This is a genomic window from Modestobacter lapidis, assembly GCF_054780755.1.
The window spans coordinates 53050-77694 of the sequence record NZ_BAAGVS010000014.1 but is presented as its reverse complement, the minus strand read 5'-3'; the positions used below and the strand labels follow the sequence as shown (position 1 = coordinate 77694).

The 24645-nt window shown below is 74.3% G+C and carries 24 protein-coding genes and 1 riboswitch; of the genes, 9 read left to right on the top strand and 15 right to left on the bottom strand.

Translation table 11 applies throughout. The features are described from left to right. Positions 1–164 precede the first annotated feature (164 nt). Complete coding sequence (locus ACYVG5_RS14555; protein ID WP_460683290.1) at positions 165–1589, top strand: glucose-6-phosphate dehydrogenase; 1425 nt, start codon at positions 165–167, stop codon at positions 1587–1589. Between the two features lie 240 nt (positions 1590–1829). Here ACYVG5_RS14555 and ACYVG5_RS14550 read toward each other — a convergent pair whose 3' ends face one another. Further along, positions 1830–2642: a phospholipid scramblase-related protein gene (locus tag ACYVG5_RS14550; protein ID WP_222047069.1), complete on the bottom strand. Its 813-nt coding sequence runs from the start codon at positions 2640–2642 to the stop codon at positions 1830–1832. A 58-nt stretch (positions 2643–2700) separates the two neighbouring features. Here ACYVG5_RS14550 and ACYVG5_RS14545 point away from each other — a divergent pair, with 58 nt between their 5' ends. Beyond that, positions 2701–3972: an ArgE/DapE family deacylase gene (locus tag ACYVG5_RS14545; RefSeq protein WP_222047071.1), complete on the top strand. Its 1272-nt coding sequence runs from the start codon at positions 2701–2703 to the stop codon at positions 3970–3972. Continuing rightward, positions 3969–4613 (top strand): HD domain-containing protein, encoded by a 645-nt coding sequence (locus tag ACYVG5_RS14540; protein WP_222047073.1) that lies wholly within the window; start codon positions 3969–3971, stop codon positions 4611–4613. The genes ACYVG5_RS14545 and ACYVG5_RS14540 overlap by 4 nt, the downstream gene beginning before the upstream one ends. Here the strand turns inward: ACYVG5_RS14540 and ACYVG5_RS14535 are convergent. Further along, complete coding sequence (locus ACYVG5_RS14535; protein WP_222047074.1) at positions 4564–4860, bottom strand: DUF4031 domain-containing protein; 297 nt, start codon at positions 4858–4860, stop codon at positions 4564–4566. The genes ACYVG5_RS14540 and ACYVG5_RS14535 overlap by 50 nt on opposite strands. Positions 4861–4922: 62 nt before the next feature. Between ACYVG5_RS14535 and ACYVG5_RS14530 the strand changes: the two genes are divergently transcribed. After that, the gene (locus ACYVG5_RS14530) at positions 4923–5918 is read left to right on the top strand and encodes a Gfo/Idh/MocA family protein (protein ID WP_222047075.1); all 996 of its coding nucleotides are present in this window, start codon (positions 4923–4925) and stop codon (positions 5916–5918) included. Here the strand turns inward: ACYVG5_RS14530 and ACYVG5_RS14525 are convergent. Continuing rightward, on the bottom strand, positions 5876–6718 hold the full coding sequence (locus ACYVG5_RS14525) for a DUF72 domain-containing protein (RefSeq protein WP_460683289.1): 843 nt from the start codon (positions 6716–6718) through the stop codon (positions 5876–5878). The genes ACYVG5_RS14530 and ACYVG5_RS14525 overlap by 43 nt on opposite strands. A gap of 231 nt (positions 6719–6949) precedes the next feature. Here ACYVG5_RS14525 and ACYVG5_RS14520 point away from each other — a divergent pair, with 231 nt between their 5' ends. Beyond that, the gene (locus ACYVG5_RS14520) at positions 6950–7762 is read left to right on the top strand and encodes a hypothetical protein (RefSeq protein ID WP_222047080.1); all 813 of its coding nucleotides are present in this window, start codon (positions 6950–6952) and stop codon (positions 7760–7762) included. Between the two features lie 15 nt (positions 7763–7777). Here ACYVG5_RS14520 and groL read toward each other — a convergent pair whose 3' ends face one another. From groL to thrC, 3 genes are all read right to left on the bottom strand, one after another. Continuing rightward, positions 7778–9409 carry a chaperonin GroEL gene (groL, locus tag ACYVG5_RS14515; protein WP_222047082.1) on the bottom strand — a complete coding sequence of 544 codons (1632 nt, stop codon included), beginning with the start codon at positions 9407–9409 and terminating at the stop codon, positions 7778–7780. A 261-nt stretch (positions 9410–9670) separates the two neighbouring features. Next, the gene (locus ACYVG5_RS14510) at positions 9671–9871 is read right to left on the bottom strand and encodes a cold-shock protein (RefSeq protein ID WP_222047084.1); all 201 of its coding nucleotides are present in this window, start codon (positions 9869–9871) and stop codon (positions 9671–9673) included. Between the two features lie 214 nt (positions 9872–10085). After that, a complete protein-coding gene (gene thrC / locus ACYVG5_RS14505; RefSeq protein WP_222047086.1) occupies positions 10086–11402 on the bottom strand; it encodes a threonine synthase in 1317 nt (438 codons plus the stop codon). A gap of 12 nt (positions 11403–11414) precedes the next feature. Next, a riboswitch (SAM riboswitch) is annotated at positions 11415–11542 on the bottom strand. A gap of 59 nt (positions 11543–11601) precedes the next feature. Between thrC and ACYVG5_RS14500 the strand changes: the two genes are divergently transcribed. After that, on the top strand, positions 11602–12423 hold the full coding sequence (locus tag ACYVG5_RS14500) for an HAD family hydrolase (protein WP_222047088.1): 822 nt from the start codon (positions 11602–11604) through the stop codon (positions 12421–12423). A gap of 27 nt (positions 12424–12450) precedes the next feature. Here the strand turns inward: ACYVG5_RS14500 and ACYVG5_RS14495 are convergent, their stop codons facing one another. The 6 genes from ACYVG5_RS14495 to ACYVG5_RS14470 all read right to left on the bottom strand — a co-directional run bounded on the left by ACYVG5_RS14495 (position 12451) and on the right by ACYVG5_RS14470 (position 19911). Then, positions 12451–13335 carry an ABC transporter permease gene (locus ACYVG5_RS14495; protein ID WP_222047090.1) on the bottom strand — a complete coding sequence of 295 codons (885 nt, stop codon included), beginning with the start codon at positions 13333–13335 and terminating at the stop codon, positions 12451–12453. Beyond that, positions 13332–16241 carry an alpha/beta fold hydrolase gene (locus tag ACYVG5_RS14490; RefSeq protein WP_222047092.1) on the bottom strand — a complete coding sequence of 970 codons (2910 nt, stop codon included), beginning with the start codon at positions 16239–16241 and terminating at the stop codon, positions 13332–13334. The genes ACYVG5_RS14495 and ACYVG5_RS14490 overlap by 4 nt, the downstream gene beginning before the upstream one ends. An 83-nt stretch (positions 16242–16324) precedes the next feature. Beyond that, positions 16325–18064 carry a LytR C-terminal domain-containing protein gene (locus ACYVG5_RS14485; RefSeq protein ID WP_460683288.1) on the bottom strand — a complete coding sequence of 580 codons (1740 nt, stop codon included), beginning with the start codon at positions 18062–18064 and terminating at the stop codon, positions 16325–16327. A gap of 112 nt (positions 18065–18176) precedes the next feature. Next, positions 18177–18437 carry a DUF3263 domain-containing protein gene (locus tag ACYVG5_RS14480; protein ID WP_460683287.1) on the bottom strand — a complete coding sequence of 87 codons (261 nt, stop codon included), beginning with the start codon at positions 18435–18437 and terminating at the stop codon, positions 18177–18179. A gap of 56 nt (positions 18438–18493) precedes the next feature. Beyond that, positions 18494–19408 (bottom strand): EamA family transporter RarD, encoded by a 915-nt coding sequence (gene rarD, locus ACYVG5_RS14475; protein ID WP_222047098.1) that lies wholly within the window; start codon positions 19406–19408, stop codon positions 18494–18496. Positions 19409–19473: 65 nt separating this feature from the next. Continuing rightward, a complete protein-coding gene (locus ACYVG5_RS14470; RefSeq protein ID WP_222047100.1) occupies positions 19474–19911 on the bottom strand; it encodes a CBS domain-containing protein in 438 nt (145 codons plus the stop codon). Positions 19912–19990: 79 nt separating this feature from the next. Here ACYVG5_RS14470 and ACYVG5_RS14465 point away from each other — a divergent pair, with 79 nt between their 5' ends. Together ACYVG5_RS14465 and ACYVG5_RS14460 are read left to right on the top strand one after the other, a co-directional pair. After that, the gene (locus tag ACYVG5_RS14465) at positions 19991–20389 is read left to right on the top strand and encodes a DUF5313 family protein (protein WP_460683286.1); all 399 of its coding nucleotides are present in this window, start codon (positions 19991–19993) and stop codon (positions 20387–20389) included. Positions 20390–20433: 44 nt separating this feature from the next. Next, a complete protein-coding gene (locus tag ACYVG5_RS14460) occupies positions 20434–20841 on the top strand; it encodes a Rieske (2Fe-2S) protein (RefSeq protein ID WP_222047104.1) in 408 nt (135 codons plus the stop codon). Position 20842: 1 nt separating this feature from the next. Here ACYVG5_RS14460 and ACYVG5_RS14455 read toward each other — a convergent pair whose 3' ends face one another. Then, positions 20843–21052 (bottom strand): dodecin, encoded by a 210-nt coding sequence (locus ACYVG5_RS14455; protein ID WP_222047107.1) that lies wholly within the window; start codon positions 21050–21052, stop codon positions 20843–20845. Between the two features lie 191 nt (positions 21053–21243). Between ACYVG5_RS14455 and ACYVG5_RS14450 the strand changes: the two genes are divergently transcribed. Then, positions 21244–21750, top strand: coding sequence for an FAD-linked oxidase C-terminal domain-containing protein (locus tag ACYVG5_RS14450; protein WP_222047109.1), 507 nt, complete (start codon positions 21244–21246; stop codon positions 21748–21750). Positions 21751–21868: 118 nt separating this feature from the next. On the opposite strand, the gene ACYVG5_RS14445 is transcribed toward ACYVG5_RS14450, so the two are convergent. Together ACYVG5_RS14445 and ACYVG5_RS14440 are read right to left on the bottom strand one after the other, a co-directional pair. Then, complete coding sequence (locus ACYVG5_RS14445) at positions 21869–23515, bottom strand: thiamine pyrophosphate-binding protein (RefSeq protein WP_222047111.1); 1647 nt, start codon at positions 23513–23515, stop codon at positions 21869–21871. A 37-nt stretch (positions 23516–23552) separates the two neighbouring features. Continuing rightward, entirely contained in the window at positions 23553–24629 is a 1077-nt protein-coding gene (locus ACYVG5_RS14440; RefSeq protein WP_222047113.1) for a mandelate racemase/muconate lactonizing enzyme family protein, read from the bottom strand. Positions 24630–24645: the final 16 nt, after the last annotated feature.

Here is a 24645-nt window from a genome sequence, read left to right as displayed (position 1 = left end):
GGTCGCGGGACCCTCCGGGCCCCACTCCTCACGGTCCCCGTGGCCCGTGGCGAGGTCGGGTCCATTGCCCGGCTCATCCACCGCTGACGCGTGGCTCGGCTCCGCCCGGGGAACGGCCGGGGGTGGTGTCCGGCCCGGGACGCCTGCCCAGCGAGAGGAAGCCCGTGCCCGAGACCGGCACCCCCACCGACCTCACCCCCACCGTCTTCGTGCTCTACGGCGCCACCGGTGACCTCGCCCACCGGATGGTGCTGCCGGCCTTCTTCCAGCTGGCCCAGCGGGGCCTGCTGCCCGCCGACTGGCAGCTGGTCGGCAGCGGCCGTGGCGACCTGTCGCACGAGGACTTCACCGCCCGCGTGCACGACGCGCTCGCCGAGTTCGGCCCGCACCCGGACGAGGGCCCGTGGGAGGACTTCTCGTCCCGGTTGCGGTTCGCCGGCGGCGGCTTCACCCCCGAGGACGCCGGGAGCCTGCCCGAGGTGCTGGCGCAGGCACGGGCCGACCTCGGTGAGGACGTGCAGGTGGTCCACTACCTCGCCGTCCCCCCGACCGCGTTCGCCGGGATCACCCGCGGGCTGGCGGAGCACGACCTGACCACGGGCGCCCGGGTGGTGTTCGAGAAGCCCTACGGCACCTCGCCGGAGTCCTTCCGGGAGCTCGACGAGCTGGTGCTGTCGGTGCTGGCGGAGGACCAGGTCTTCCGGATCGACCACTTCCTGGGCAAGGAGGGCAGCCAGGACCTGCACGTGCTGCGGTTCGCCAACGGGCTGTTCGAGCAGGTGTGGAACGCCGAGCACGTCCGTCAGGTGCAGATCGACGTCCCGGAGACCCTCGACGTGGCGCAGCGCGCCGACTTCTACGACCAAACCGGCGCGATGCTGGACATGCTGGTCACGCACCTGTTCCAGCTGGCCGCCGAGGTCGCGATGGAGCCGCCGCTCAGCCTGTCGCCGGCCGATCTGCAGGCGGCCCGCGAAGCGGTGCTGGCCGCGTTCCGGCCGCTGTCGCCCGAGGACGTCGTGCTGGGGCAGTTCGACGGGTACACCGACATCGACGGGATCGCCGCGGACTCGCAGACCGACACGTTCGTCGCCGCCCGGCTGTGGGTGGACACCGACCGGTGGCACGGCGTCCCGTTCGTCCTGCGCACCGGCAAGAAGCTCGGCGGCGACGCCCAGCGGGTCAGCCTGCTGCTGCGCAGGCCGGACGGCCCGGTGGCCTCGGTGCCCGGCGCCGGCAACGTGGTGTCGCTGTCGTTGTCCGGGGAGGGCGCGATCGACCTCCGGCTGGTCACCAAGAAGCCCGGCCCCGACCTCGCCCTGGCCGAGGCGAGGACGTCGCTGCAGCTCGGCGACGTGCCCGGCGGCGACCCGCTGCCCCCCTACGTCTCGCTGATCCACGACGTGATCACCGGCGACCGGTCGCTGTTCACCACCAGCGCCGGGCTGGGCTCGGCGTGGGCGGCGGTGCAGCCGCTGCTGGACGCGCGGCCCCCGGTCCAGCCCTACGCGCCGGGTTCGTGGGGGCCGGCGGCGGCCGACGAGCTGGCCGCCCCGTGCGGCTGGCTGCTGGGACAGCACGAGGACTGACGAAGAATCCCGTGCCCCCGCCCTGCACGGGGGCCCGGGGGTTGTCGTCGCGTCTGGGTCCGAGCCGGACGCTGGTCGCCTCGCGGCGGTTTGCACATCCGCAGCTCCAGCCCCCGACCGGGGTCGGGGCGGTGTTCCGCGGCGGCAGTTATCTAGTGGAGCCCGGGGACACAGGTCGCCCGGCCCGGACGTCGTCCACCGTACCCGCCGGAGGCCTCCTCGCGCCGCCACCCCGGGGGGTCAGTTGAAGCCGCGCTCGTCCTGTTTCAGGGCGGTGTCGACGGTGAGCGCCGAGGCCAGCACCAGGCTGGCCAGCGGGTCCTCCAGCCGCTGGTGCACCTGGACGACGTAGTTGTCGGCGGTGGTGAACATCGTCCGGGCGAAGCCCTCCCACTTCTTCGTGATCCGGGCGACCTCCTGGCCCGAGCCGTCGGTGATCGAGAAGTCCCAGGCCCGCCAGTTCTCCGCCTGGATCGCCCCGACCAGCTGCTCGCCGACCATCAGGTCGAACCGGATCCTGCCGAACACGTTGGCCTGGACGATCTCGCCGACCGGCTGCCCGTCGGGCCGGGCCACCAGCACCCGGGACTTCACGATCTTGGCCGGGCGGGTGAGCACCAGCACCGGCCCGGTGGCGTCGCGCACCTCGAGGTGGTGGGTGAGGTACTGGTCGAGCTGGGAGACGAAGCGCAGCGCCTTGCGCAGCCCGCTCTGCCCGACCTGGACGACGGCGCCCAGCTGCTGCCCGTTGCCGTCGGCGACGGCGTACTCGTTGGTCAGCTCGATCAGCTTGGTCTTCTGGGCCACCACGAGCACCGGCTGCTCGAGCAGCACCGATCTCGGCCAGGCCCCGGGCTGCGGCTGGGCCCCGTACTGCTGCCCGCCGTGGGGCTGCCCGGGGTACTGCGCCCCGCCGTGCGGCGGCCCCGCGGCCGGCGGGGGTTGCGCCGGCTGCTGCACGTGCTCGGTCCAGCCCTGGCCGTCCCACCAGCGGACGCCGGGGCTCCCGGCAGGATCGGGGTACCAGCCCGGCGGAGGCGGTGGAGAGGACATGCCGGGCACGGTAACCGCCCGCCGGAGCGCATCCGGGCGGCGTGCCAGACTCGCGGGCGTGGGCGACCTGACCTCTGCCGAAGCTGCTGCCCTGGACGCGGTGGATGACGGATGGGCCGTCGAGCGGCTGTCCGCGCTGGCCGCCGTCCCGTCGGTCGGCGGGACGGCCGCCGAGTCCGAGGCGCAGCACCTGGTGGCCGCCTGGCTCGACGAGCTGGGGGCCGACGTCGACTGCTGGCCGATCGACCTGCCCACCGCCCTGGTCGCCGAGGACGCGCCGGGGCAGGAGGTCGTGCGCGAGGAGGCGTGGGGCGTCGTCGGCACGCTGCCCGGCGCCGAGGACGGCCGCCCGGCCCTCGTGCTCGCCGGCCACACCGACGTGGTGCCGGCCGGAGACGCGGCGCTGTGGCCCGCCGACCCGTTCGTCCCGTGGATCGCCGACGGCACGATGCACGGCCGGGGCACCTGCGACATGAAGGGCGGCCTGGTCGCCGCGCTCGCCGCGGTGCGCGCGCTGCGCACCGCGGGCGTGCGGCTGGCCCGGCCGCTGGCGGTGCACAGCGTGGTCGGTGAGGAGGACGGCGGCCTCGGCGCGTGGGCCACGCTGGCCCGCGGCCACACCGGCGACCACTGCGTCATTCCCGAGCCCACCGCGGGCGCCGTCATCACGGCCAACGCGGGGGCGCTCACCTTCCGGCTGCAGGTGACCGGCCGGGCGGCGCATGGGGCCACCCGCGGCCAGGGGGTGAGCGCGGTCGAGCTGTTCGCCGAGGTGCACACGGCGCTGCGGGTGCTGGAAGCCGAGCGCGAGGCGGACGCCGACCCGCGCTTCGGCGGCATCGAGCACCCGTTCGCCATCTCCATCGGAACCGTGTCGGCCGGCAACTGGGCCAGCTCGGTGCCCGACACGCTGGTCGCGGAGGGGCGCTACGGCGTCCGGCTGGCCGAGCCGGTGGCCTCGGCACAGGCCGCGCTGGAGACCGCGCTCGCCCGGTTCAGTGCGGGGCACCCGTGGCTGGCCGAGCACCCGGTGCGGGTGGTGTGGACCGGCGGCTCCTTCGCCAGCGGCCAGCTCCCGGCCGCCCATCCGCTGGGCGCGGCGGTGCAGCGCGCGGTCGCCGACGCCGGGGGCGGCTGCCCGCCGGAGCGGGCCGCCCCGTACGGCAGCGACCTGCGGCTGTACGCCGCCGCCGGGATCCCGACCCTGCAGTACGGCCCCGGGGACATCCAGCTCGCCCACGGCCCCGCCGAGCAGGTGCCGCTCGCCGAGCTCGCGACCGCGGCCCGCAGTTACGTGTTGCTGGCCATGCGCACCTGCGGGGTCAGGTGACCGTCACCTTCGAGGACTGGGCCGCATTGGCCGGCGACTCCCCCACCTCGCGCACCGAGTGGGCCGCCGTCGTCGGCGCCTGGAGCGAACCGCACCGCCACTACCACGACCTGGCGCACCTGGCGGCGGTGCTCGGCATCGTCGACCAGCTCGCCGGCGCCGCCGAGCACCCGACCGCCGTCCGGCTGGCGGCCTGGTACCACGACGTCGCCTACGACCCGCAGCGCAGCGACAACGAGGAGGTCAGCGCGGCACGGGCGCGGATCGGGCTGGTCGGCCTGGTCGATGACGCGACCGTGGCCGAGGTGGAGCGGCTGGTGCTGCTGACCGCCGGCCACGACCCGGCCCCGGACGACGTCGACGGTGCGGTGCTCTGCGACGCCGATCTCGCGGTCCTGGCCGGCCCGCCGGAGGCCTACGCCGCCTACGCGTCGGCGGTCCGCGCCGAGTACGGGCACCTCTCCGACGAGGCCTTCACCGCCGGTCGCACCGCCGTGCTCGATCACCTGCTCGCCCTGCCGGCGCTGTACCGGCTGCCCGAGGTGGCCGCGCAGCTCACCGAGCGCGCCCGGGAGAACCTGACCGCCGAGCTCAGCCTGCTGCGGGCCCGCGCGGCGCAGCCGGGACCCGCGGCTTCCTGACGCGCAGCCCCGCGGCGAGCAGTCGCCGCAGCAGCTCCCGGCAAGCGACCGGCTCGGCCCCGGCGGCGACCGCCCGGCCGTAGAGCTCCTCGGGGACGTCGTAGTGGTCGCCCTGGAACGCCCGCCGGGGGATGTCCAGCTCGGCGGCGACGAAGGCGTGCAGCTCCGCGTAGCTGACGTCGCTCACCAGGTGCGACCACAGCCGGCCGCGCCAGGGCCAGACCGGGGTGTCGATGAGCACGGTCACGACCAGCAGTCTGCCCATCCGCCGACGAGCCGCCACCGCACGCCCCGGTTAGCGTTCCCCTGGTGACGAGAGAGATCCGCTGGGGCATCGTCGGGCCGGGCCGCATCGCCGAGAACGTGGTGCGCGACTTCGCCGTCGTGGACGACGCCCGGGTGGTGGCCGTCGCGTCCCGCTCGGCCGACCGGGCCCGGGACTTCGCCGACCGGCACGGCATCGAGCGGGCCCACGGCTCCTACCGGGACGTCCTGGCCGACCCCGACGTCGACGTGCTGTACATCGCCACGCCCCACCCGCAGCACCACGCGATCGCGCTGGGGGCGTTGCGCGCGGGCAAGGCGCTGCTGGTGGAGAAGTCGTTCACCGCCACCACCGCCGGCGCCACCGAGGTCGTGGACCTCGCGCGCAGCAGCGGGCTGTTCGTCATGGAGGCGATGTGGACGCGCTTCCAGCCGGCCGTCGTCCGGCTGCGGGAGCTGATCGCCGACGGCGCGATCGGCGAGGTGCGCTCGGTCCAGGCCGACCTCGGCGTGCAGCGCGCGTTCGACCCCGCCGACCGGCTGTTCGCCAGGGAGCTGGGCGGTGGGGCGCTGCTCGACCTGGGCGTCTACGTCGTCTCCTTCGCCCAGATGCTGCTGGGCAACCCCGGCTCGGTGGCTGCCGTCGGGTCGCGGTTCCCCACCGGTGTCGACGCCGAGGCCGCGCTGCTGCTCGGCTACGCCGACGGCCGGGCGGCGACGCTGACCACGTCGCTGCGCAACGCGCTGCCCGGCCAGGCGCGGGTGTTCGGGACCGCCGGGTGGATCGACGTCCTTCCCCGCTTCCACCACCCGCAGACGATCGTGCTGCACCGGCCCGGCGCGTCGCCGGAGGCGATCAACGCTGCCCAGCTGGGCAGCGGCTACGCGCACGAGCTGATCGAGGTCACCGGGTGCCTGCAGGCCGGCCGCACCGAGAGCGCCGTGATGCCGCTGGCCGACACCCTCGCCGTCCAGGACGTGCTGGAGCAGGCCGCCGGTCAGCTGGGAGTCAGCTTCGCCGAGGACCCGGCCGCCCTCTGACGGCCCGGCTTCGGCTCGGGCACCGGCCACGCGGCGCCGGTCGCCTGACCCATGGTGGGCACCCGGGTGTGCACGCGGCCGGTGCCGCCGACCGCGTCGGCGAACACCGTGGCGTCGATGATCGCCGCGCCGCCCGGATCGTTGTTGAAGTACACCAGGACGTCGTCGCCGGCCCCGTAGGCCGTCGCCAGCCGGTCGGCCCACAGCTGCAGGGTCTCCGGGCGGTAGCGCGGCCAGGGCTCGGCCGCGCCGATGTGGAAGCGCAGGTAGCCCCAGTCGGTGGTGCGCCACAGCGGTGCGATCGGCTGCTCGTCGCGGTCGGCCCAGCACAGCGCCGCCCCGTACCGCTCGAGCAGGGCGCGCACCTCGTCGGTCCACCAGCTCTCGTGCCGCGGCTCGACGGCCACCCGGGTACCGGCCGGGAACTGGGCCAGGCACTCGCGCAGCAGGTCGACGTCGGCCCGCAGGGTGGGCGGCAGCTGCAGCAGGACGGCGCCCAGCCGGTCACCGAGCCCGGCCACCCGGTCCATCAGCCGGGCCACCGGCTCCGCCGGGTCTCGCAACCGCCTGACGTGGGTGAGGAACCGGCTGGCCTTCACCGCCCAGCGGACGTCGGGCGGGGTACGCGCCCGCCACGCCTCGAACGTGGTGCGTTCCGGCAGCCGGTAGAACGCGTTGTTGCTCTCCACGGTGGCGAAGTGCGCGGCGTGGTGTTCCAGCCACAGCCGCTGGGGCAGCTGCTGAGGGTAGAAGCGGCCGCGCCAGTCGCGGTACTGCCACCCCGAGGTCCCGATCACCACAGCCACACCCCGGCGCTTACCCGTCCGCCCGGGCCTCACGCGGGGCGGCCCGGTGCCGCCCCGGATCGGCGACCCGTGGGCCCCGGCGCCCCGCTACCGTGCACCGGCCGCAGCCCCGCTGACCGACGGGCCCTCGGGTGCGTCCGCGCACCGCCCGGTGTGCTGAGGTCGCGGCATGACCGATGCACCCGCCCGCACCGAGTGCTGCTGCTTCGCCCCGGAGGACGGGGCGTGAGCGGGCCGCTGCGCGAGCTGGCGGCGACGCGGCTGGCCGCGCTGTGCCTGAACCGGCGCGGACGTCCCCGTGGCCTCACCTTCGACGACCACCTGGTCCGGGGCGCGCTGATCCTGGACCTGGCGCTCTGCGGCGCGCTGACGCACACCGAGGACGCCGTCGAACTGGACCACGACCTGGCCGCCACGCACGGTCTCGCGGACGTCGCCGCCCAGGCCGACGAGGGCGACTCCTCGCTGCTGGACTGGCTGGACTGGGGTGCGCTCGGCTTCGACGAGTGGGCAGGCACCCTGGTCGAGGCGGGCCTGTGGCGGCTGCGGCCCTGGTCGCTGCGGTACCCGCTGCGCAGCTTCGAGGACGGCCAGGCGGAACGGACCGAGGCCGACCGGGCCGCTGGCCGTGCCCCTGCCCGTGCCCGTGCCCCTGCCCGTGCCCCTGCCCGTGCCCCTGCCCCTGCCCCTGCCCCTGCGGAGGGGACGTCGGGGCAGACCCTCGCCGTCCTCACGATCGGCTCGGTCAGCGGCGTGTTCGGCCGGATCACCGAACCGCCCCGCTGGGTGCTCGACGACCTGGGCGACGCCCGGTGGGCCGGGGAGCTGGTGGTGGACCGGTTGGCCGAGCTGCGCGTGCGGATGCGGTCGATCGGCCGCGCCGTCGACCGAGCTCGGCCACCACCGCCGAGATCGGGGATGCGGGGGTCTCGCGGGCCCGCCGAGTGCCCCGGATCCCCGATCTCGACGCCGACAGGGGCGGCCCCGCGATGCGGGACCGCCCCTGCCGGGCAGTGCTGGTGGTGCTGTGTCAGCTGACGCCGACGGCGGGACTCAGAAGTCCATGCCGCCCATGCCGCCGTCGCCGCCACCGGCCATGGCCGGGGCGTTCTTCTCCGGCTTGTCGGCGATGACGGCCTCGGTGGTGAGGAAGAGGGCCGCGATGGAGGCGGCGTTCTGCAGCGCCGAGCGGGTGACCTTGGCCGGGTCGATGATGCCGGCCGCGACCAGGTCCACGTACTCGCCGGTGGCGGCGTTGAGGCCCCAGCCGGTCTCGGAGTTGCGGACCTTCTCCGCCACGACGCCGCCCTCGAGGCCGGCGTTGATGGCGATCTGCTTCAGCGGGGCCTCCAGCGCGACGCGCACGATGTTGGCACCGGTCGCCTCGTCACCCTCGAGCTCGAGCTTGTCGAACGCGACGGCCGTGGCCTGCGCCAGTGCGACGCCACCACCGGCGACGATGCCCTCCTCGACGGCGGCCTTGGCGTTGCGCACCGCGTCCTCGATGCGGTGCTTGCGCTCCTTGAGCTCGACCTCGGTCGCGGCGCCGGCCTTGATGACGGCGACGCCACCGGCCAGCTTGGCCAGCCGCTCCTGGAGCTTCTCGCGGTCGTAGTCGGAGTCCGACTTCTCGATCTCGGCGCGGATCTGGTTGACGCGACCCTGGATCTGGTCGGCGTCGCCCGAGCCCTCGATGATGGTCGTCTCGTCCTTGGTGGTGACGAACTTGCGCGCCCGGCCCAGCAGGGACAGGTCGGCGGTGTCGAGCTTGAGGCCGACCTCCTCGCTGATGACCTGGCCACCGGTGAGGATGGCGATGTCGCCCAGCATGGCCTTGCGGCGGTCGCCGAAGCCGGGGGCCTTCACCGCGACGGACTTGAAGGTCCCGCGGATCTTGTTGACCACCAGGGTCGCGAGGGCCTCGCCCTCGACGTCCTCGGCGATGATCGCCAGCGGCTTGCCGGACTGCATGACCTTCTCCAGCAGCGGGAGCAGGTCCTTGACCGTGGAGATCTTCGAGTTGACGACCAGGATGTACGGGTCGTCGAGGACGGTCTCCATCCGGTCGGTGTCGGTCACGAAGTAGGCCGACAGGTGACCCTTGTCGAAGCGCATGCCCTCGGTGAGCTCGAGCTCGAGACCGAAGGTGTTGCTCTCCTCGACGGTGATGACACCTTCCTTGCCGACCTTGTCCATCGCCTCGGCGATGAGCTCGCCGATGGCCGGGTCCGCGGCGGAGATCGAGGCGGTGGCCGCGATCTGCTCCTTGGTCTCGACGTCCTTGGCGGTGGAGAGGAGGTACTCGGAAACCGAGGCGACGGCCTTCTCGATGCCCTTCTTCAGGGCCATCGGGTTGGCGCCGGCGGCGACGTTCCGCAGCCCCTCGCGGACGAGGGCCTGGGCGAGCACGGTGGCGGTGGTGGTGCCGTCACCGGCGACGTCGTCGGTCTTCTTGGCGACCTCCTTGACCAGCTCGGCCCCGATCTTCTCCCACGGGTCCTCGAGCTCGATCTCCTTGGCGATGCTCACACCATCGTTGGTGATGGTGGGCGCACCCCACTTCTTCTCGAGCACGACGTTGCGGCCCTTGGGGCCCAGGGTCACCTTGACGGCATCGGCGAGGATGTTCATCCCCCGCTCGAGACCGCGGCGAGCCTCTTCGTCGAACGCGATCATCTTGGCCATGTGGTGATGTCCTCCATGCGTGGATCGCTGGCTGGTCAGTTCCGGCGCCCGCGACGGACGACACCGGCGGGCGTGAGCGCTCCTGCGGCCCACGACCGGTGTCTCACCGTTCTGACCTGGCTGGCACTCGGTGTGGCCGAGTGCCAGTCACGAGTCTGGCACTCGACCCCGACGAGTGCAAGAACAGGCAGCCGCCGAACCTCTCCGGACACGCCAGAGGCCCGGCCCCCACGACGGGGACCGGGCCTCTGACGTGCGCTTCTACAGGCTCTGGACGGCGTCGGCCTGCGGACCCTTCTCGCCCTGGACGACCTCGAAGGAGACCCGCTGGCCCTCGTCGAGGCTCTTGTACCCGTCCATCTGGATGGCCGAGTAGTGGACGAAGACGTCCTGACCGCCGTCGACGGCTATGAAGCCGAAGCCCTTCTCGGAGTTGAACCACTTCACGGTGCCCTGTGCCACGTGTGCTCCCACGTTCTGTGCGGACGGCCCCCGGGGACGGGGAGCCGGGTGTCAGCTCTTCCGCCCGCCGAACACGAACGTGGACCCGAACCGCGCGGAACGCTACATCAGCCAGTGGCGCAGATCACCGTCCCGACGCGCCGCCTCACCCGGTGTGGTGGCCTGCTGCAGGGTCCCGCGCCGAGCCGGCGAGGCGTGGGGGGCAGCGGGGTTCTCACCCGATGAGGCCCGCCTCGCGCAGCGACTTCAGCGAGGGCTGCACGTGGTGCGTCGGAGCGACGACCGGCAGCAGCGGATCGAGGGTCTTGAGCCCCTCGCCGGTGTTGAGGACGACGGTCTCCGCGGCCGGGTCGAGCAGCCCGCGCTCCACCAGCTGGCACAGCACCGCGATCGTCACACCGCCCGCCGTCTCACCGAAGATACCGGTGGTCCGGGCCAGCCGGCGGATGCCCGCCACGATCTCGTCGTCGCCGACCCGGCCGATCGATCCCCCGGTGCGCCGGACGGCGTCCAGCGCGTACGGGCCGTCGGCGGGGTTGCCGATGTTCAGCGACTTGGCGATGCCGGTGGCGCGGACCGGTTTGATGACGTCCCAGCCGTTGTCGAAGGCGGTGGCGATCGGGTCGCAGCCGGCCGACTGCGCGCCGAAGATCCTCCAGTCGCTGTCCTCGACGATCCCGGCCGCGACCAGCTCGCGCCAGGCCTTGTCCACCTTGGTCAGCAGCGAGCCCGACGCCATCGGGATGACGACCTGGGCCGGGATGCGCCAGCCCAGCTGCTCGGCGATCTCGTAGCCCATCGTCTTGGAACCCTCGGCGTAGTACGGCCGGACGTTCTGGTTGACGAAGGCGGTGTCCTCGAACTCGTCGGTCTCGGCGAGCTCGCTGGTCAGCCGGTTGACGTCGTCGTAGGACCCGTCGACGGCGATCAGCGCCTGCCCGTACACCGCGGACTGGACGATCTTCCCCGGCTCGAGGTCGCTGGGGACGAAGACGAACGAGGGCAGGCCCATCCGCGCGGCGTGCGCGGCGACGGAGTTCGCCAGGTTGCCGGTGGAGGCGCAGGCGATCTTCGTGTAGCCGAAGCTCTTGGCCGCGGTGGCGGCGAGGCTGACCACGCGGTCCTTGAACGAGTGGGTGGGGTTGGCCGAGTCGTCCTTCACCCACAGACCGCCGGTGATGCCCAGCTCGGCAGCCAGCCGGTCGGCCCGGACCAGCGGCGTGAGGCCGGGGTCAAGGCTCACCCGGTCGGCCGGATCCTGCCCGACCGGCAGCAGGGCGGCGTAGCGCCAGATGTTCTGCGGGCCGGCCTCGATCTGCTCGCGGGTGACCGCGCGCATCAGCTCGGGGTCGTAGTCGACCTCGAGGGGGCCGAAGCACTCGGCGCAGGCGTGCTCGGCGATCAGGCCGAAGGTGGCGCCGCAATTGCGACAGACCAGGCCGCGGGCCGGACTCGGAGCGATCTGCCCGCCGGCGGTCGCGTCTGCCTGGACAGAACCGGGAGCGGTCAGGGTCGGGGTGGGCGAGCTCATGCGACGACTACCTCCTCATCTTCCCCGCGCCGGGCCGTCGAGCCGCGCGGGACGGAATTGGCACCTTCCCTCCGCGGGTGTGCGGATGGCGGTTGCCGGGGCTTCATCGGGCCGTGTCCCTCTGCCCCTCTGGATGAGTGGAACGCCGGGGACTCTACCCGCGCCCGGCCCGCCCGGGCGCGACGGTCAGGATGGGCGGGTGGCCACCCGCATCGTCTACACCGACCTCGACGGCACCATGGTCGGGCCGCGCGGCTCGTTCTGGCACACCGCGGGCCGCGACCTGACCGCCTCGCCGGCCACCGCGTTGCTGGAGCTGCACCGGGCCGGTATCCCGTTGGTGCTGGTCAGCGGCCGCACCCACGACCAGCTGGTGGAGGCGGCCCGGATCTTCGCCGCCGACGGGTCGATCGCCGAGCTGGGGTCGCTGATCAGCTGGGCGGCCGGCCGGGAGCAGCACCTGCTCACCGGTGAGCTGCCGGCCGAGCACACCGGCCGCACGCCGATGGCGGTCATGTCCGCCCTGGGTGTGGTCGACGAGCTGCTCGCCGCCCACCCCGGCCGGATCGAGTGGCACGAGCCCTGGCACGCCACCCACACCGCCGACGCCCTGCTGCGTGGCCTGGTGCACCCCGTCGCCGTCGACCGCTGGCTGGCCGACCGGGGTTGGGGCTGGCTGACCCTCAAGGACAACGGCCAGGTGCCGGCCGGCCCGCGGATGACGCTGCTGCCCGAGGCGCTGCCGCCGCGGGTCTACCACCTGATGCCGCGCGGGATCACCAAGGGCGCGGCCATCCGCTGGGACCTCGCCCGGCGCGGCCTGGCCGCGGCGGACGCCGTCGCGATCGGGGACAGCGTCAGCGACCTGGAGATGGCCCCGGCGGTCGGCCGGTTGTGGGTGACCGCGAACGGCGCCGGGGTTCCGGGGATGGCCGAGCTGCTCACCGCCGTCCCGAACGCCACGGTGACCGACGCCCCGATGGGCGAGGGCTGGGCCCAGGCCGTGTCGGCCTCGCTGTAGGGGCCCGGGGGGCAGCGAGGTCCTTCTTCAAGCCGTGACGTCCCGGCGGGAGAAGTGGCGGAGGGCCAGGGCGGTGAAGACGGCGGCGTAGACCAGCGACTGCACCACCCCGCGGAACAGGTCACCGGAGTCGATCGGCGTCTGCAGCAGGTCGGTCCAGGCGAACTCCTCCGCGGTGGGGAACCAGTCGCGGAGGCTGCCCAGCTGCTCGACCTGGTCGAGGATCGCGAAGACGAACATCGTGAAGATCGCCCCACCGACCGCGGCGAGGGGGGCGTCGGTGACCGTGGACAGCCAGAACGCCAGCGTGCCGACGACGAGCAGGTGGACGGCGAGGTAGCCGACGATCCCGGCCAGCCGGGCCATGCCGCTGCCCTGGCCGATGGTCAGCCCGATCGGCGTCTGCAGGTCCCCGAACCCGAAGGCGATGCCGCCGGCCACCACGGCCACCACGGCCAGCGTGACCAGCGCGGCGACCGACAGGACGAAGGCTGCGATCCACTTCTGCCGGAGCAGCCGCATCCGCGGGATCGGCGTGGCCAGCGCGTAGCGCAGCGACCCCCACTGCGCCTCGCTGGCCACGGTGTCGCCGAAGAAGAGCGCGAACACCACGACCAGGAAGAAGCTGGTGGCGGCGAACAGCACGAACAGGGTGAAGTTCAGCCCGCTGGCGGTGGCGACGTCGACCAGGTTGACCCGGTCGTTCTCCGCCGCCTCCTCGCTGGCGCCCAGCTGCAGGGCGGCGATCAGTACCAGCGGCAGCCCGACCATCAGCGCGAAGACGCCGAGGGTGCGGCGCCGCTTGAACTGCCGCCGGAGCTCCACGCCCAGCCGCAGCGTGCGCTCCGGCCGGTACCCGGCGACCGCTCCGGTAGCGGCCAAAATCGCGACTTTGGCCCTCTCGTCGGTCATGACTCCCCCACCAGTGACAGGAACGCGTCCTCGAGCTTGCGCCGCGGTGTGAGCTGCTCGACGCCGATGCCGGCCTCGACCAGCGCGGTCAGCGCCGCCGCCCGGCCGGTGGGGCCGAGGTCGACGACCAGGCCCTCGTCGGTCCGCTCGACCGGGCCGGCCCCGGGCAGCGCGCTCAGGACGGCGGCCGCCCGGTCGGTGTCGGCGTCGTCGGCCAGGCCGATGAGCACGGCCCCGCCGGTGCCGACGATCTCCTCGACCGTCCCCTGGGCGATCTTCTGTCCCTTGGCCATGACCACCACGTGGCTGCAGGTCTGCTCGATCTCGGCCAGCAGGTGACTGGAGACGATCACGGTCCGGCCGGTCCGGGCGTAGGAGCGCAGCACGTCGCGCATCGCGTGGATCTGCGGCGGGTCCAGCCCGTTGGTCGGCTCGTCGAGCACCAGCAGGTCGGGCAGGCCGAGCATCGCCTGCGCGATCGCCACCCGCTGCCGCATGCCCTGGCTGTACCGGCGCACCGGCCGGTCGAGGGCGGCGCCGAGGCCGGCGACCTCGATCGCCTCCTCCATGTGCGCGTCCGCCAGTGGCCGGCCGGCGGCCGCCCAGTAGAGCGTGAGGTTGTCCCGGCCGGACAGGTGCGGCTGCAGCCCGGTGCCCTCGACGAACGAGCCGAGCCGGGAGAGCACCGGCGCACCCGGCCGCGCGGCGTGCCCGAACACCGAGATCGTGCCCTCGGTGGGCCGGATGAGGCCCATGAGCATCCGCAGCGAGGTGGTCTTGCCGGCCCCGTTGGGGCCCAGCAACCCCAGCACCTGCCCGCGCCGGACCTCGAAGGACAGGTCGCGGACGGCGACGAAGCCATCCTTGTAGGCCTTCGTGACGCCCTCGAACCGGAGCGGTACGTCCTCCCCGTCCGGGGTGACCGCGGACAGCTGGCGGCGGCGCCGGCGGCCCCACAGCACCGCGGCCAGCCAGCCGAGCAGCCCCAGCGCCGCGAGGACGGCGAGCAGCACCCACCAGCGGGTGGCCCCGGTCGTGCCGGTGACGGTCCCGTCGGCCTGCGGGACGGCGAGCGCCGCGCCGTCGGACGCCAAGGCCACGGAGTAGACCGCCGCCTCGGCCGGGAGGGCGTACCCCTGGTCGGTGGAGGAGACCAGCAGCCGCATGGTGTGCCCGGCCTCGAACCGGTGCACGATGCCCGGCAGCGTCACCTCGACCTCGGTCGGCGCGTCGGGGTCGGTGGAGAGCTCCGTCAGCCGCAGCGGCGCCACCAGCCCGGCGGGCAGCGTCATCCGGCCGTCGGGCGCCACGTCGTAGAGCTTGGCGAACAGCGTCGCCGTCCCGCTGGGCGAGGAGACCGCCAGCGTTCCGGTCGAGGCGCCGACGACGTCCACGGCCTCGACCAGCGGGTCGCTGTCGAAGGCGGCGAACTGACCGGGGATCTCGATCGTCGCACCGCCGAGCGCGGCGGTGACCGCGCCGAGCCCCGGCACGGTGGTGAGCGCCGCCGGGCTGCCGCCGGCCGGCGTGACCACCGGCTGGGCCGGGCCGTCGACCGGTACGGCGCGGCGCTGCGCCGGGTCGGCGCCGGCCAGGCCCGGGTAGGCGTCGGCGTCGACGGTCTGCGAGCCGCCCTGCACGCTGAGCCCGCCGGCGAGCCCGGTCGGCGCCGGGTAGCTGAAGCCGGCGTCCTGGCCCGGCGCGGGATCCTGGCCGCGCAGGTGCACGTCGAACCAGCCGGCCACCCGGTCCCGCAGGTCTGCGGTGACCCGCTCGGAGGCCGACGCGTCGTGGCCACCGGCGTACCAGACCACGCTGACCGGGGTGCCGTTCGCGGCGATGCCCCGGGCGTTGGCGTCGGCATGGCCCAGCCCGAACAGCGAGTCCTGGGTGCCCTGCACCAGCAGCGTCGGGGCGGTGATCCGGTCCAGCACCGGCGCCGGGCTGCTGCGCTCGAGCACCGCGGCGACCTCCGGCGTGAGCGTGCCGGTGGCAGCCGCGGCCTGGTAGGCGGCGCAGACGTCGGCCTGGAACCGGCCGCAGGTGAGCGCCTGGGCCACGGCCGAGGAGTTGGTGGCGGACGGAGCCGGCCCGTTCCCGCGGGCGGCGTCGTCGGGGGCCGGGGCACCGGTCCCCCCACCGAAGCCACCCGGACCGCCGGGCAGGCCGCCATCACCGGTGGGTGCCGATCCCACGCCGAAGAACAGCCCGGCCCAGGACCGCTTGAACACCCCGGTGTCGATGGTGACCGGGCGGGCGGCGAGCGTGTCGGCGCCCGGCACCCGGCCGGCCGACTCGGGGAACAGCGCCGACGTGAGCGAGTGCCAGGTGATCTGCGGGGCGATCGCGTCGATCCGCGGGTCGTAGGCCGCGGCCAGCAGTGCCACCGCCCCGCCGTACGACGCTCCGGCCACGCCCGCGCGCGGGTCGCCGGGCGCATCCAGCAGCACGTCGTCCCGCTCGGCCAGCCGGTCCAGCAGCGTGGTGACGTCGGCGACCTCGAACCGCGGGTCGTTGAGCCCGATCCGACCGGTGCTCGTCCCGAAGCCGCGCGCCGACCAGGTCAGGACGACGTAGCCACGCTCGGACAGGTCCCGGGCATCGGCAGCCACGGAGGCCTTGCTGCCGCCGAACCCGTGGGCGACGAGCACGGCCGGAGCGGGGTCGGCAGCCGTCGCCGAGGCCGGCACGTAGAGCGTGGTGTCCAGTTCGACGGCGTCCACCCCCGTGCCGGAGGGCACCCGGGCCTCCTCGGTGGTGACGCCCTCCGCGGCGCGCGCCGGAGCCGTCGCGCCGAGGGCGAGGAACGAGACGGCCAGCAGGACGGTGAGCAGGACGGCCGACGCCGACCGGACGCCGCGGTGGGAACCGGGGCCGGCGGACGCAGGCCCGGGAACGGGGCGCACGTGGGCGGCAACGGACGGCGGCCCGAAGGGGTTCCGGAGTGGCCGCGACCGGCGTGTCCGGGCAGCAGGTCGCCGGGGAGCCGTCAGGGCTGCCAGTTCCCGGTGGCGACCACGACGAGACCGGGATCGGGGACGCCGGGGACCTCGAAGAACCGGGGCGCCGGGCCGATGACGTCGGGGAACTGGGCGATCAACTGCTCGGCAGCGGCCTGCTGCACGGCGTCGCCCTCGGTGTAGAAGACCGTGGTGACGGCCACGTCGGCCGCCTCGTAGGTGGCCGGCTCCAGCGTCTGCCAGCCACCGGCCCCGATCTGCTCGGCGATCGACGCGGCCAGGCCGGTGATCCGCGTGCTGTTCAGCACGGTCACCGGGGCGCGGACCGGGCCGGGGGGCACGGCTGCCGCACTCGGGACGACGTCCGCGGGAGGTGCGGCCTCGGCCGGGGCGTCGGCCGACGGCTCGGCCGCCACCTGCTCCGTGGCCTCGGCCGGGGTGCCCGACGACACCTCGTCGGTACGCGGGGAGGTGAACGACCACACGCCGAGCACCACGAGGGACACGATCACCATGGCCAGCATCAGCTGGACCGCCCGGCGGGGTGCGCCGGTCCGCTCGCCCTCCCGCTCGGCGACGGCCGACCGCCGGGGCGCGGCCGGCGAGGGGCCGGCCGCAGCGCCGCCGTGGCGACCGGCCTTGCGCGCGGCGGCCTCGGCAGCCTGCCGCTCCAGCCGGGCAGCCGCGCGGCCCCCGACCGGGCCGCTGGCCGGTCCGGGCACCGGCGTCGGCGCGTCGTGCCTGGCTGCGTCGCGGTGGGGGGCGTCGCGGTGGGGGGCGTCGCGGTGGGGGGCGTCGCGGTGGGGGGCGTCGTGCCGGGGGTGGTCGTACCGGGGAGCGTCGTACTCGTCGTGCCGGGGGGCGGCCGGCACGACGGTCGCGGGAACCCACGCGGCCGGCTGCGCCGGAAAGGAACCGGACCGGATGCCGTCGCCCGTCCGGCGCCCGGGACCGGGCGTCGGCCGCTCACCGGTGCGCGGGGACACCGGCGGAGGGCTGATCGGGTCGAAGGAGGTGGCCGGACCCAGCGACGTCAGCGGCGCCGAGGGCGGCCCCGCGACCGGAGCCAGCGACGTCAGCGGCGCCGAGGGCGGCCCCGCGACCGGAGCCAGCGACGTCAGCGGCGCCGAGGGCGGCCCCGCGACCGGGGCGAAGGACGTGGCCGGGCCACGGCCGTCCGGCGGCGTGGGCGGTGCGGGGGGCGGCGTCCAGCTGGGGGCACTGGAGGTGGCCGGGGCCGAGCGGTCCAGCGGGTTCTCGGTGGGCCAGGACGCGCGCCCGGCGCGGACCACGGGCTGGGGGCCGGAGTCGTGCAGACGGGGTGCGGGAGCCGCACTCCCTGGCGTCGCCGTCCCCGCGCCCCAGCCGGGCACCGGCCGCCGTCCGACGGCCGGGCGGACGCTGGTGGGCACGCCGGAACCGGGCGCCGGGACGTCCGTGCCGCCGGACTGGTCGCTGCGGCGCCGGCCGCCGCCCGGGGGCGTGCTGGGCGCGGGCCGCGGCGGTGTGCCCGGGAGGCGGCGGAGCAGCGGGTCCTCACCGGCCGGGAGCAGCCCTTCGCGGCGTCGTTCGGCACGGCTGCGGCGGGGCAGGGTCTCCGCGTTGGCGTCGGTGTCGGGCCCCGAGGTGGCCGGGCGCGCGCTGGGCTGGGCGCCCGTCGAGCCGCTGCTCCCCTGCCGGGGTGGGAGACCGGACGGCGGGCGGGCCGCCGTCGTCGGCGCTGCCGCACCGGCGCCCGGAGGCGTGCGCCGGTTGGCCGGGACCGGCATCGCCGGACGTGCGGAGGTGGCCGGCGCAGCGGTCCGCCGCCCCTCGGCCGCAGCGCCTTGGGAACGACTACCGTCACCCGCCGACGCCGCATGCCTCCCCACGGTGATGAGGCTAGTCCGCCGAGGGGTCCGTGCCCAGCGCACGACCGGTGTGCCGCCGTTGGCGCGCCGCGCGCATCCGGCGCAGCCGGCGGACCAGCAGCGGGTCGACGGCCAGGGCCTCCGGCCGGTCGATGATGGTGTTGAGCAGCTGGTAGTACCGGGTGGCGGAGAGGCCGAACTGCTCGCGGATCGCCGCCTCCTTCGCCCCGGGGAAGCGCCACCACTGCCGCTCGAAGGCCAGGACCTGCAGGTCCCGTGCGGGCAGGGTCACACCGGCGGCTGCAGGCCGGGGTTCGGCCCCGGTGGTCGTGGCGGTGTCGCCGCTCATCAGGTGCCGGCCGGGACGGCGGTCTCGGCGGTCCGCCGGTTGCCGTGCGCGGTGCGCAGGCTGTCGACGGTGAAGACGACCAGTGCGAGCCAGACGATGGCGAAGCCGGCCAGCCGCGCCGGGGGCAACGGCTCGGAGAACACGAAGACCCCGATGGCCAGTTGCATGAGCGGGTTGACGTACTGCAGCAGCCCGATGGTCGACAGCGGCACCCGGCGGGCCGCCGCGGCGAAGAGCAGCAGCGGGATGGCGGTGGCGATCCCTGATCCGATCAGCAGCAGCGCGTTGCCGGCGCCGGTGTGCCCGAAGGCAGCCGCCCCACGGAACTCCAGGATGCCCATGACCACGACGGCCGGGACGACGACGAGGACGGTCTCGACGAACAGGCCGGGGGCGGCCTCGACCCGGACCAGCTTCTTCATCAGCCCGTACAAGCCGAAGGTTCCGGCCAGGGCGAGGGCGATCCAGGGTGGGCGACCGTAGTCGACGGTGAGCACCACGACGGCGACGGCGGCCGTGCCGACGGCCACCCACTGCAACCGGCGGAGCCGCTCACCGAAGACGACCACTCCGAGCAGCACGCTGACCAGGGGGTTGATGAAGTACCCGAGGGAGGTCTCGACGACCTGGCCGGAGTTCACCCCGTAGACGAACACCAGCCAGTTGCCGACGATCAGCACCGCGGCGAGGGTCAGCACCCCGAGGGTGCGCCGGTCGGCGAAGGCCGCGCGGACCTGGCCCCACCCCCGCAGCGCGCTGAGCAGCAGGCCGACGAACAGCAGCGACCAGACGACCCGGTGGGCGACGATCTCCACGCCGCCGGCGGGTTCGAGCAGCGGGAAGTAGAGGGGGAAGAGTCCCCACAGGAGGTAGGCCGCCAGCCCGGTGAGCACCCCGACCCGGCGTTCGTCCACCGGAGGACCTTACGTCGGTGCCGGGCAGGATCTCGGCAGGGCACCGGGGCAGCGCAACCGGCGGTCTAGACCGTCTGGATGTAGCCGACCAGCTGCTCCCGCTCGGTCTCGAGCTCGTCCAGCCGCGCCTTGACGACGTCGCCGATCGAGACGATCCCGGCCAGCTCGTCGCCGACCACCACGGGCACGTGCCGCACCCGGTGCTCGGTCATCAGCCGGGCGAGGTCGAGCACCCGGGTGTCCGGCGTGCAGGTGTGCACCTGCGCCGTCATCACGCTGCGCACCGGGTCGTCGAGCAGCGCAGCACCGCGCTCGCGTAGGCCGCGGGCGACGTCCCGCTCGGAGAAGACGCCCTCGACGTGCACCCCGTCGGCGCTCACTACCAGCGCGCCGACGCGGTGCTCGGCCAGCAGGACCAGGGCCTCGGCGATGCTCGCCCCACCGGGAACGGTGGCCACGGCCGGTCCGCCCGCCTTGCGCTGGAGCACGTTGCTGATCTGCACGGCTACCTCCTCCGACGGATCCTTCGGGCCGCAGTGTGATCCCGGCCACACCGCTGGGGCAAGGCCTACCGTTGCCCAGGTGGACCGTGCACGCCCGAACCCGGCCCAGTGGGTCTGGTACGCGCTCGGTGGCGGGCTCCCCCGCCACCTCGCCCCCTGGGTGCTGGACGACGTCACCCGGCGCAGCTGGGTGGTCCGGCACCTCGCGCGGGCGCTCGTGCAGCTGGCCCCCGTGGTCGCGCTGTGCCTGCTCGTGGCCCCGGTGCCGTGGGCGTTCCGGCTGAGCGCGGCCGCCGGCGGAGTGCTCATGGGGCTGCTGTTCGCACTGGCGTACATGACCGAGACGACGGAGCACCGGGCGGTCAAGGCCGGCTTCCCCGCGGGCACGACGGCGCGGGTGCGGGCCGAGCGGGTGGAGCGGGAGCAGTTGGAGCGGCGGGCCCACTACCGGCAGGGCGGGTCGGGCAGCTTCGACTGAACCGCGCGCCCGGCCGTGGGGCCGCTTCGGGCAGGATGCATCCCGTGCGTCCGGACCACCCCTGCCTGTCCCGCCGCACCCTGCTGCTCGCCGGGGGCGCCGGCCTCGGCGCCCTGGGCCTGGCCGGGTGCGCCGCCGGCGTGGACGTGCCGGTGCGGGCCGGCGACGTGCTCGTGCCGCTGGCCGACGTGCCGCGGGAGGGTGCGTACGAGGTGTCGCTGGACGGCCGGCGGGTGCTGCTCGCCCGACCGGCCGAGGGCGCCGTGGTGGCCTTCGACGCCGAGTGCCCGCACCAGGGCTGCTCGGTGCGGGCGGCCGACGCCGGCCTGGTCTGCCCGTGTCACGGCTCGGCGTTCGACCCGGCGACCGGAGCGGTGCTGCAGGGCCCGGCGACGTCCCCGCTGACCGCCGTCGCGGTGGAGGTCCGCGGGGACGACGTCGTCCTGGCCTGACTCACTCGTCGACGCGGAAGCCGATCTTCATGGTGACCTGGAAGTAGCCGACGTCGCCGTCGACGACCTGGCCGCGGATCTCCTGGGTCTGGAACCACTCGATGTTCCGCACGGTTTCCGACGCCTTGCGGACCGCGGTGCGGATCGCGTCGTCGACGCTGGTGGTGGAGCTTCCGACGATCTCGCTCAGCCGGTAGACGTGGTCGCTCAAGACTGCTCCTGACGGTGGGCTGCCCGGGTGGCAGCGGGACCTCGACCCTGGCACGACTCCCGCGAGTCCGCGCGCCGGTCCCCGTTCAGCCGGCCACCTGCTGCGCGCTCGGCACCGCGATCCCCGCCCCGGTCTGCTCCGGCAGCTCCGGGAAGTGGCACGCGCTGGGGTGGCCGATTCCCAGTCGGTCGATGAGCAACGGCACCTCCGTGGGCTTCGTCTCCGCCACCGGCACGGCAGAACGCAAGCGCCTCTGGCAGGCACGGCACGACGCCCTCTACGCAGCGCTCGCGCTGCGCCCCGGCGGCAAGGCCTGGACGACGGACGTCTGCGTCCCCATCTCCGAGCTCGCCGGATGCATCCTCCGCAGCAAGGAGGAGCTGGAGGCCTCGTCCCTCGTCCACACCATCGTCGGCCACGTCGGCGACGGGAACTTCCACGCGATCATCGTGTTCGATCCCGACGACCCGGCCGAGGTCGCCGAGGCCGAGCGGCTCGATGGCGCGATCGTGCAGCGCGCCCTCGCGGTCGGCGGTACGTGCACCGGCGAGCACGGCATCGGGTACGGGAAGATCGGCCATCTCCAGGACGAGCACGGCGCAGCGGTCGACGTCATGCAGTGGGTGAAGCACGCGCTGGACCCCGACGGCATCCTCAACCCCGGGAAGGTGCTGCCGCCCGTCTCCCAGGGCGGCTGACCGTCGAGGGCTCCCCCACCGCCGGGCCGGTCCGCACCGCCGGTGCCGCCGGGACCGGCACTCCGGTCCCGGGGACCACCGGCCGGCTCCGGTGCGATGCCCGGAGCCGGCCCCGCGGCTACTCGCCGCCGGCGAACGTGTGCGCCAGGACCCAGGACGGGAACGATGTGATCTTGGCGTCGATCACCAGGGGGACGTCCCGGGGGCCGTCGACCCAGTCCGCGACCGCCGCCAGGTCCTCGGGCCCGCGCACGGTGACCCCGGTGCACCCGAACCCCCGGGCGACGGCGGCGATGTCGGTCTCCGGGAAGACGACCGTGTCCAGGGGCGCCCCCTCCGGCGCGAAGTGGTGCACCTCGGCTCCGTAGGCGTCGTCGTTGTAGACGACGACCACGAGCGGCAGCCGCAGCCGCACGGCGGTGTCCAGCTCGGTGAGGCTCATCATCAGTCCGCCGTCCCCGACGCCCGCGATCGCCACCCGGCCGGGGCGGGCGACGGCCGAGCCGATCGCCGCCGGCAGCGCCAGGCCGATCGACTGGAAGGCCAACGGCAGGCAGTAGCCCCACTGGTCCGGCACGTCGAAGAACATCGCCGGGTAGCCGTTGAAGTTTCCGCCGTCGGGCACCACCACCCGCTCCATCGGGAGCATCCGGTCCAACGCGATGGTCAGCGCCCGCGGATCGATCCGGTCTGCCGTGCCGGTGTCCGCGAACGGCACGTCCTGCCAGCGCGCGCCGCTGCGGATGAGCTCGGCGACGGCGTCGCTGCGGTAGCCGGCGGCGGCCTCCGGCCGCCGCTCGAGCTCGGCGGCGACGGCCGCGGCCACGGCCGCGGAGTCCCCGACGACGCCCAGCTGCGCCGGACGGTGATGACCGATGGCCTCCAGATCGAGGTCGACCTGGACCACGGTCGTCCCCGGCCGCACCAGCGTGCCGTTCCGGGTGGTCCACCGGTTCAGGGCGGCACCGAAGGACACCAGCACGTCGGCCTCCTGGATCAGCTCCGCCACGGCGTCGGTGGCGAAGCCACCCATGACGTCGAGGCTCCAGGGGTGACCGGCGAACAGGCCCCGGGCCACCGCCGACGTGCCCAGCAGGGCGCCGCACGAGTCCGCCAGGCGCTCCAGCTCCGCCCGGGCGTACAGCGCCCCCCGGCCACCGACCAGCACCGGCCGTTGTGCGCCGGCGAGCAGGTCGGCGAGGCGGTGGACCGCCTCGGGTGCCGGTCCGGCCGGCAGCCGCTCCGGAACACCGGTCACCAGGGAGTCGTCCCAGTCGACGTCGGCCTCCTGGACGTCGAGCGGCAGGTTCAGCAGCACCGTGCGCCGTTCGAGCAGCGCCCGCCGGAAGGCCCGGGTGGCGTCGGCGACGGCCGTCTCCGGGGTGTGGATCCGTTCCACCTCCGCCCCCAGCGCGGCGACCGCGGTGGCCTGGTCGATCCAGAAGTTCGACGTCCGCTGGGTGCCCGGCGTGTCCCCGGACACGACCAGCACCGGGGTACGGCTCTTGGCCGCCTCGGTGATGCCCGTCATCGCATTGGTGAGCCCGCAACCCTGGTGCAGGCTGACCACCGAGACCCGTCCCGTGCTCCGGGAGAAGGCGTCGGCCATCATCGCCGCGCCGTTCTCGTGCCGGGCCGCGACGAAGCTCGCCCCGCCCGCCACCAGGGCGTTGGTGACGTGGAAGTTGCCACTGCCGACCACGCCGAAGACCTGCTCCACGCCGAGCTGGGCGAGGGTCCGTCCGACGGCCTCGGCCACCCTCACGCCGGCCTCACCGGGACGGCGGGGCCTCGCTGGCGACTCATCCGGTCCGGTACCGGTTCCAGGTGGCCTCCGTGAACCGGATGCCGTGTCCCGGACGCTCGGGCACGAGGATGTGGCCGTCCGCGTGCTCGAGGGGCTCCTCGATGAACTCGTCCAGGAACGGGAAGTACTCGAGGTAGGTGGTGTTCTTCAGCGCCGCGGCCAGGTGGATGTGCAGCTCGCTCATGAAGTGCGGAGCGAAGCCGAGGCCGTGGGCGGCCGCGAGCTCACCGATGCGCAGGCCCTCGGTGAACCCACCCACCATGCAGATGTTGGGCTGCAGGACGTCGAGGGCCTGGGCGTTCACGAACTGCACGAACTCCCGGCTGCTGCACAGGTGCTCGCCGCCCACGATCGGCATCGGCAGGGCCTGGGCCAGCCGCTGGTGCGCCGCCACGTCGTCGCTGACGACCGGCTCCTCGAACCAGTAGATGTCGAACTCGGCCAGCCGGTTCCCCAACCACAGAGCGGTCGGCAGGTCCAGCCGCTCGTTGGCGTCGCACATGATGCGGACGCTGTCGCCCAGGGCGCGCCGCACCGCACGGACGCGCTCGATGTCGGCCGCCGGGTCGACCCCGATCCGGACCTTGACCGCCTGGAAGCCCTGCTCGACGTAGCCGGCCGAGAGCTCGACCAGCTCGTCGACCGGCAGCAGCGGGGAGCCCTTGCCGGAACCGTAGGCGGGAACCCGGTCGGTGACCTGTCCCAGCTCCCGGGCCAGGGAGTGGCCGTTGCCGCGGGCCCGCAGGTCCCACAGCGCGATGTCGATGGCCGCGATCGCGAAGGAGTTGATCCCGCGGCCGAGGCGGTGGGTGATGTACCACAGCTCGTGCCAGATGGCCTTGGCCTCGTGCACCGGACGGCCCTGCACCCGGGGCAGGAGGACGTCGTCGAGCAGGGCCTTCACCGCCACCCCGCCGCCGAAGTCGGTGACGAAGGCGAAGCCGGTGCCGGTCTCGCCGGTGTCGGTGTGCAGGGTGACGCCGATGAGCTCGTGGTGCGCGTCGTTGAAGTCACGACTCGTCCGGACGAAGGGCAGCCGCAGGATCCAGGACTCGGTCTTGATGATCTGCACGGGGTCGGAGTTTCCT

What these genes read in the sequence shown, in the direction of transcription:
- ACYVG5_RS14450 (WP_222047109.1), top strand. Translation starts at nt 21,244, where the DNA reads ATGAGCAACGGCACCTCCGTGGGCTTCGTCTCCGCCACCGGCACGGCA.
- thrC (WP_222047086.1), bottom strand. Translation starts at nt 11,402, where the DNA reads ATGAGCTCGCCCACCCCGACCCTGACCGCTCCCGGTTCTGTCCAGGCA.
- ACYVG5_RS14495 (WP_222047090.1), bottom strand. Translation starts at nt 13,335, where the DNA reads ATGACCGACGAGAGGGCCAAAGTCGCGATTTTGGCCGCTACCGGAGCG.
- groL (WP_222047082.1), bottom strand. Translation starts at nt 9,409, where the DNA reads ATGGCCAAGATGATCGCGTTCGACGAAGAGGCTCGCCGCGGTCTCGAG.
- ACYVG5_RS14485 (WP_460683288.1), bottom strand. Translation starts at nt 18,064, where the DNA reads ATGCCGGTCCCGGCCAACCGGCGCACGCCTCCGGGCGCCGGTGCGGCA.
- ACYVG5_RS14550 (WP_222047069.1), bottom strand. Translation starts at nt 2,642, where the DNA reads ATGTCCTCTCCACCGCCTCCGCCGGGCTGGTACCCCGATCCTGCCGGG.